The organism is Microbacterium sp. Soil_C_42, assembly GCF_057656735.1.
Map to the genome: position 1 here is coordinate 90,174 of NZ_JBDGJU010000015.1, position 6,592 is coordinate 96,765.

At 69.3% G+C, this 6,592-nt stretch carries 9 protein-coding genes; 3 read left to right on the top strand and 6 right to left on the bottom strand.

Annotated elements, in window-relative coordinates; translation table 11 throughout:
• Positions 1-41 precede the first annotated feature (41 nt).
• A complete protein-coding gene (locus AC3A46_RS11125; protein WP_487665227.1) occupies positions 42-1,076 on the top strand; it encodes an isopenicillin N synthase family dioxygenase in 1,035 nt (344 codons plus the stop codon).
• A gap of 84 nt (positions 1,077-1,160) precedes the next feature.
• On the opposite strand, the gene rpsO is transcribed toward AC3A46_RS11125, so the two are convergent.
• Both rpsO and AC3A46_RS11135 read right to left on the bottom strand, forming a co-directional pair.
• Entirely contained in the window at positions 1,161-1,430 is a 270-nt protein-coding gene (gene rpsO / locus AC3A46_RS11130) for a 30S ribosomal protein S15 (protein WP_005048780.1), read from the bottom strand.
• Between the two features lie 92 nt (positions 1,431-1,522).
• Complete coding sequence (locus tag AC3A46_RS11135) at positions 1,523-1,654, bottom strand: hypothetical protein (protein WP_487665228.1); 132 nt, start codon at positions 1,652-1,654, stop codon at positions 1,523-1,525.
• 1 nt (position 1,655) lies between these two features.
• Here AC3A46_RS11135 and AC3A46_RS11140 point away from each other — a divergent pair, with 1 nt between their 5' ends.
• A complete protein-coding gene (locus AC3A46_RS11140; protein WP_487665229.1) occupies positions 1,656-2,603 on the top strand; it encodes a DMT family transporter in 948 nt (315 codons plus the stop codon).
• 34 nt (positions 2,604-2,637) lie between these two features.
• Here the strand turns inward: AC3A46_RS11140 and AC3A46_RS11145 are convergent, their stop codons facing one another.
• The 3 genes from AC3A46_RS11145 to AC3A46_RS11155 all read right to left on the bottom strand — a co-directional run bounded on the left by AC3A46_RS11145 (position 2,638) and on the right by AC3A46_RS11155 (position 5,172).
• Positions 2,638-3,201, bottom strand: coding sequence for a YceI family protein (locus AC3A46_RS11145; protein WP_487665230.1), 564 nt, complete (start codon positions 3,199-3,201; stop codon positions 2,638-2,640).
• A 188-nt stretch (positions 3,202-3,389) separates the two neighbouring features.
• Complete coding sequence (locus AC3A46_RS11150) at positions 3,390-3,758, bottom strand: FKBP-type peptidyl-prolyl cis-trans isomerase (RefSeq protein ID WP_056370156.1); 369 nt, start codon at positions 3,756-3,758, stop codon at positions 3,390-3,392.
• Between the two features lie 187 nt (positions 3,759-3,945).
• A complete protein-coding gene (locus AC3A46_RS11155) occupies positions 3,946-5,172 on the bottom strand; it encodes a PrsW family intramembrane metalloprotease (protein ID WP_487665231.1) in 1,227 nt (408 codons plus the stop codon).
• Positions 5,173-5,258: 86 nt separating this feature from the next.
• Between AC3A46_RS11155 and AC3A46_RS11160 the strand changes: the two genes are divergently transcribed.
• The gene (locus tag AC3A46_RS11160) at positions 5,259-6,122 is read left to right on the top strand and encodes a fumarylacetoacetate hydrolase family protein (protein WP_487665232.1); all 864 of its coding nucleotides are present in this window, start codon (positions 5,259-5,261) and stop codon (positions 6,120-6,122) included.
• Between the two features lie 67 nt (positions 6,123-6,189).
• Here AC3A46_RS11160 and AC3A46_RS11165 read toward each other — a convergent pair.
• The coding region (locus AC3A46_RS11165; protein ID WP_487665233.1) for a DUF4190 domain-containing protein at positions 6,190-6,592 on the bottom strand (403 nt) is incomplete at its 5' end.

Consider the following 6,592-nt stretch of genomic DNA (forward strand, 5'->3'; position numbering starts at 1 on the left):
ACAAACGGGACGGATGCTGCGCAGCCGCCTACTCTCGCACCATGACCGACCTCAACCTGCCGATCCTCGACCTCTCCCGGCTCGACGCGGGCCCGGAGGCGGCCGCGCAGTTCCGCGACGACCTGCGCGTCGCGACCCACGACGTCGGCTTCTTCTACCTGACCGGCACGGGTGTCTCCCCCGACCTGGAGGCGCGACTGCACCAGGCCGCGCGCGACTTCTTCGCCCTCCCCGAGGCCGACAAGCTCGCCATCGAGAACGTCAACAGCCCGCACTTCCGCGGGTACACCCGCGTCGGCGGCGAGCGCACGCAGGGCAAGGTCGACTGGCGCGAGCAGATCGACATCGGACCCGAACGCGAGGCGATCGCCGACCCGGCGGCCCCCGACTTCGCACGCCTCATCGGCCCCAACCTCTGGCCGGCCGCCCAGCCCGAGCTGCGCGAGGTCGTCTCAGAGTGGCACGACCACCTGTCGGGAGTCGCGCGCAAGCTTCTGCGCGCGTGGGCGCTGTCGCTCGGCGCCGCAGAGAACTACTTCGACGAGCACTTCGGCGAGCCCTCGACGCTCATCAAGATCGTGCGCTACCCCGGCAAGGAGGACCCGACGCCGCAGCAGGGCGTCGGCGCCCACAAGGATTCCGGCGTGCTGACGCTCCTGTGGGTCGAACCCGGCAAGGGGGGCCTCCAGGTCGAGAGGGACGGAGAGTGGGTCGATGCTCCCCCGGTGCCTGGTGCGTTCGTGGTCAACATCGGCGAACTCCTCGAGTACGCGACGCAGGGCTACCTCGTCGCGACGAAGCACCGCGTGATCTCTCCCCGCTACCCCGACGACCGCATCTCGGTTCCGTTCTTCTTCAACCCGGCCCTCGACAAGCGCCTCCCGCTCATCGAGCTTCCGGCCGAGCTCGCGGCGCAGGCCCGCGGCGTCACGCAGGATCCGTCCAACCCGATCCACGCGCTGTACGGCGAGAACGCGCTCAAGTCCCGCCTGCGCGCGCACCCCGACGTGGCCGGGATCCACCACGCGGATCTGGTCGCCGCCCGGGTCGAGGCATCCGCTCGCCCGTCGCAGTGAGCCTTCCGGGAACGATGAAGGCCTCCCCACACCGTGGGGAGGCCTTCCAAGAATGTTTTGCGCGATTGAACGCTGGTCGATGCCTTATCGACGGAGACCGAGGCGCTCGATGAGCGAGCGGTAACGGTTGATGTCGATGTCCTGAAGGTAGCCCAACAGGCGGCGGCGCTGACCGACGAGCAGGAACAGCCCACGACGCGAGTGGTGGTCGTGCTTGTGCTCCTTGAGGTGCTCGGTGAGGTCCTTGATGCGCTGCGTCAGCATCGCGACCTGCACCTCGGGGGATCCGGTGTCACCGGGGTGCGTCGCGTACTCTTCGATGATCGCCTTCTTGACGTCTGCTTCCAGTGCCATAGGTGATCCCCTCTCTGCTTGTTGCGCGGTGCTCGTCACCCGATGTGCGAGCTCTCTTTCTCCGCGGCCGATCCAACGGCAACCTGAAGAGTCTACCAGCAGACGGATGCTGCGGCGAACGGCTCGAACCCCGCGCCGTAGCCGGACGGCCGCACATCGGCGGATTTCGGACGACGCATCCCCTCCCCGGCCCGGGCGTCGGCGGGCGGGCGTACGGTGGCCACCGTGACCTCGACAAGAACGGCTCCGCCGGCTCTGCGTGCGCAGCGCCTGCCGTCCCCGCGCTGGATCACGGTGCAGTTCGTGCTCGCGGGGATCGTGTGGGGCGCGAGCTTCCTCTTCATGAAGGTGTCGCTCACCGGCATCTCCCCCGCTCAGGTCGCGTGGACCCGCATCCTGCTCGGCGCGCTGACCCTCGGCGCGCTCGTCCTCCTGAGGCGCAAGCACCTGACACGCAGCCTCACGGTGTGGGCGCACCTGACCGTGCTCGGGCTCACGTTCTGCGTCATCCCGTTCCTGCTGTTCTCGTGGGCGCAGCAGCACGTCAGTTCGGGCGTCGCCAGCATCTTCAACGCGACCACGCCGATCATGACCGCGATCATGGCGTGGCTGGTCTTCCGCGTCGAGCGGCTCAAGGCCGTTCAGGTGCTCGGGATCGGCGTCGGCATCCTCGGCGTCGTGGTGATCATCGCTCCCTGGCAGGGCATCGCCCTCGATGGAAGCCTCGTCGCCGAGCTCGCCATCCTCGGCGCGACCGCGAGCTACGGCTTCAGCTTCGCCTACATGCGGCGCTTCGTCTCGAACACCGGGATGTCGGCGCTCGCCTTCACATTCGGCTACATCGCGATGGCCGGCGTCGTCATGGCACTGCTGACGCCGCTGCTCGTGCTGACGCCCGTGCGCCTGGACGTCCCGATCGTGGTGAGCCTGGTGCTCCTCGGGTGCCTCGGCACCGGCGTCGCGTACGTGTGGAACCAGAACACCGTGCGCGCGTGGGGGCCGACGCGCGCCTCGACCGTGACCTACATCACCCCGGTCGTCGGCGTGATCCTCGGCATCCTGATCCTCGGCGAGACGATCACGTGGAACGAGCCGATCGGCGCGCTCGTCGTGTTCCTCGGCATCCTGCTCGCGCAGGATCGGCTGCGTGCGCGAAGAGCGGATGCCTCGTGATCGAGGCATCCGCTCTTCTTCCGCGCGCGGAAGGTCAGTCCTGCTGGAGCGCACCCTGCAGGTCGAGCGTGATGGTGACGTCCTTGCCGACCAGCACTCCGCCGGTCTCGAGGGCGGCGTTCCAGGTGAGGCCGAAGTCCTCGCGGTTCACGACCGTCTTGGCCGTCGCGCCCGCCTTGTAGTTGCCCCACGGGTCGGTGCCGAAGCCGCCGAACTCGAACTCGAACGACACGGGCTTGGTGATGCCGCGGATGGTGAGGTCGCCGTCCACGAAGAACTCGCCGTCCTTCACGTGGGCGCCGGTCGAGACGAACTCCATGGTGGGGTGGTTCTCGACGTCGAAGAAGTCGGCGGAGCGCAGGTGGTTGTCGCGGCCCTCGTCCTTGGTGTCGAGGGAGGTGACGTCGACGGATGCCTCCACCTTGGCGTCGAGCGGGTTCTCGGGGGCGACGAGGGTCGCGCTCTTCATGCCGAAGGTGCCGCGCACCTTCGAGATCATCATGTGGCGCACGCTGAAGGTGACCTCGCTGTGCGCGGGGTCGAGAACCCAGGTGCCCGCCTTGTAGCCGGGAACGTCGATCGTGGTGGAGTCGGTCATGGTCGTCCTTCGTGTTTCAGGTGCGTGTGGGGCGCCCGAGGGGACGGGCATACGTGGTCCAACACAGCCTTGCAGATGTTCTATTCCCGTGAATGCAAATTACGCGCGAACTCCGGGGAACGGAGAAGGGACGGATGCCGCAGCATCCGTCCCTCCGGACGATCGGGGTGGATCAGGCCTCGACGAGCTCAGCCGACCTTGATGAGGTCGATGACGAAGATGAGCGTCTTGCCGCCCAGGAAGTGACCGCCGGCCGGACCGTAAGCGAGGTGCGGCGGGATGACGAGCTCGCGGCGACCGCCCTCCTTCATGCCCGGAATGCCGTCCTGCCAGCCCTGGATGAGGCCGCGGAGCGGGAACTGGATGCTCTCACCGCGGTTCCACGACGAGTCGAACTCTTCGCCGGTCTCGTACTCGACGCCCACGTAGTGGACGGTCACGGTGTCGCCGGGCTTCGCCTCGGCTCCCTCGCCCACGACGATGTCGCGGACGACGAGGTCGGCCGGCGCCGGGCCGGCGGGTGCGTCGATCTCAGGCTTGGTACGGTCGTCAGTCATGCCTCCATCCAACCATCCGAAGTCCGCGAGCGCCGAGCGAGTTCGCCGTCAGGGGAACAGCCGGGGTTCTCTTGACACCTGCGCAGCCCGCCCGGCATGCTGGGGGGCAGACCAACTCAGCGCTCGGTTGACACGCAGGCATCGCCGCGGCACCGAGCGCTGAGTCTTTGTCTCCGAGGTTCTCCGGTCACGGCGCGAACATCGCGGTGCGGGTCGCGGCGGTCTTCGCGAGCAGGTCCCGTTCCTCGGCCGCCGCCTGCGGATCGCGCCCGGTGATCGCCCGTTGGCGCGTCGCGGCGAGGGCCGTGGCATCCGTGATGAAGGTCTTCATGAGCGGCGTGCGGTCCCCCCGCAGCGTCCGCGCCCACGCGAGGGCGGCCTTGCGCCCCGAAGAGGTGGCGAGCATGTCGACCTCCTGCGGGGTGAACCAGCCGGCGGACGCGTACTCGCCGAGCCGGCGTCGCGTGAGCCGGGACTCCTCTCGCCGGAGCGCGACGACACCGAGGATGAACCCGATGAAGAGCGGCACCTGCAGCGTCAGGTAGAGGAAGAAGAAGTCCCCGAACACGGCGGAGCCGTTCCAGAACGCGTGCAGCGCGATCGCACCGGCGAGACCGAGCAGCCCAGGGCCGATCGCCTGACCGGTCGACAGCCCGCGGCGCGCGGCGAGACCGAGTGCGAAGCCGGTGACGCTCGTGAACATGACATGGGCGAACGGCGACAGGATGCCGCGCAGGAAGAACGTCGTGGTGGTCTCGGTCGCGCCGCCCTCGATGAAGCTCACGGCGAAGTACTGGATGTTCTCGGTGAACGCGAAGCCGGCACCGACCAGCGCGCCGTAGACGATGCCGTCGATCGGGCCGTCGAACGCGCGCCGGGCGGTCGCGAAGATGAGGAAGACGCCGAGTCCCTTGGCGAGCTCCTCGACGACCGGTGCCTGGACGACGGCCTGCAGCACCTCGCGATACCCGGTCGCCGGGCCGAACACCATCGACAGCAGCAGGTCGACGCCGAGCGCGATGCCGACGGCGGCGATCGCACCCCACGCGATCGCGAGGATGAGCAGCCCGCGGGGCTCGGGTTCCCAGCGGTCGACGATGCGCACCGCGAAGAGGACGCCGACGAGCGGCACCACGGCCAGCACCATCCCGATGAGCGACGCCGCCGGGCCGAGCGCGGTCAGGAAGTACGCCACCAGCACGATCAGCACGAGCACGAGGATGCCGATGACCCAGACCGACGCGCTGCGTCCGCGACGCGACGCGGCGGCGGTCGGGATCTGCACAGGTGTGGGTGAGGACGACGGGGGCGTGATCGCCGCGGGTGCCGCGACGCGGGGCTGCGCGAGCGCGGAGGCGAACTCCGGCGGCGTGAGCGAAGGCCGGGGACGGGAGGCACCGGGATCGAGCGTCATGCGCACAGCCTATGGGTGCACGACGCTCACCCGTCATCCGGGCTGTGGACCGCCCGCGCGCCCATCCCGGCGGCTAGGTTGGGGGCATGCGCTTCGCCCATGTCGTGCCGCCGGAGTCGGGCGAGCCGCGGCTCGCGCTCGTCGATGGCGATGAGGTGGCGATCGTCGAGGAGCTGTTCGACGGGGCGCCCCGCGTGCTCGAGGAGCTCATCGCCGGCGGCGACGAGCTGCTCGCACGCGTGCGGGATGCCTCCGACCGCGGCACGCGGCATCCGATCGAGGGACTGGGCTTCGCGTCCGCGCTCCTCACGCCGCCGGTGATCCTCGCGATCGGGCTCAACTACGCCGCGCACTCCAGCGAGCTCGGGCTGAAGACGGACTCGACGCCGACGGTGTTCGTGCTCTGGCCGAACTCGCTCGCGGGGCACGAACACACCACGATCTGGCCGCGGTCGCTCAGCGAGTCCGTCGATTACGAGGCCGAGCTGGGCGTCATCATCGGCACTCCCGCGAAAGACGTCTCCCCCGAGGAGGCCCTCGACCACGTCTGGGGCTACACGGTGGTCAACGACATCACCGCGCGCGACATCCAGTACTCCGAGGCCCAGTGGTCGCGCTGCAAGTCCTTCGACGGCTTCACGCCGACCGGTCCTTTCGTGGTCACCGCCGACGAAGTGCCCGACCCGCAGGATCTCCACATCTGGACGGTGCTCGACGGCACCACGCTGCAGGACGCGAGCACCGGCCAGATGGTACGGCCGGTCGCCACGCTCATCTCGCATCTGTCGAAGTCGGCCACGCTGCTGCCGGGGACGCTCATCTCGACGGGCAGCCCGGGCGGTGCCGGGTACTCGCGGGACCCTCAGGTGTTCCTGCGCGACCGCTCGACCGTCACCGTAGGGATCGACGGCATCGGCGCGCTCACCACGCACTGCCGCATCCTCGACTGAGGTCCCGCCTCACGACGCGAAGGGCGGGCCCGCGCCGCGGACCCGCCCTTCGATGTCGACGCCTGCGTCAGTCGCAGGTGATGGTGCCGCCGCCCTGGAGTTCCCAGACGCCCGGCCCGAGTTCGGCGCACGCGGCCGCGAGGCCACCGAACACCACGCTGAGGATGATGATCGTCACGATGATGCCGACGACGAGCAGCACCGCCGAGATGATGATCGCCGCGAGGGCGAAGCCGTTCTTGACCCCGGCCTTGCGGCTCTGCACGAGCGCGACGATGCCGAGGATCAGCGCGACGAGCTGGACGAAGAACGACAGGATGAACGCGACGATGCCGAGCGTCTTGCCCGGGACGGGTGCGTCGGCCGGTGCACCGTACGCGGCGGGCGGCGCCGCGCCGTACGCCGGAGGCGCGGCGTCGTAGGCGGGCGCGCTCGCGGGGTACGCCGGCGGGGCTGCCGCGTATTCCGGC

Bases quoted from the DNA above. Each gene is read 5' to 3' on its own strand.
- AC3A46_RS11160 (WP_487665232.1), top strand. From the start codon at position 5,259: ATGCGCTTCGCCCATGTCGTGCCGCCGGAGTCGGGCGAGCCGCGGCTC.
- AC3A46_RS11145 (WP_487665230.1), bottom strand. From the start codon at position 3,201: ATGACCGACTCCACCACGATCGACGTTCCCGGCTACAAGGCGGGCACC.
- AC3A46_RS11155 (WP_487665231.1), bottom strand. From the start codon at position 5,172: ATGACGCTCGATCCCGGTGCCTCCCGTCCCCGGCCTTCGCTCACGCCG.
- rpsO (WP_005048780.1), bottom strand. From the start codon at position 1,430: ATGGCACTGGAAGCAGACGTCAAGAAGGCGATCATCGAAGAGTACGCG.
- AC3A46_RS11125 (WP_487665227.1), top strand. From the start codon at position 42: ATGACCGACCTCAACCTGCCGATCCTCGACCTCTCCCGGCTCGACGCG.
- AC3A46_RS11150 (WP_056370156.1), bottom strand. From the start codon at position 3,758: ATGACTGACGACCGTACCAAGCCTGAGATCGACGCACCCGCCGGCCCG.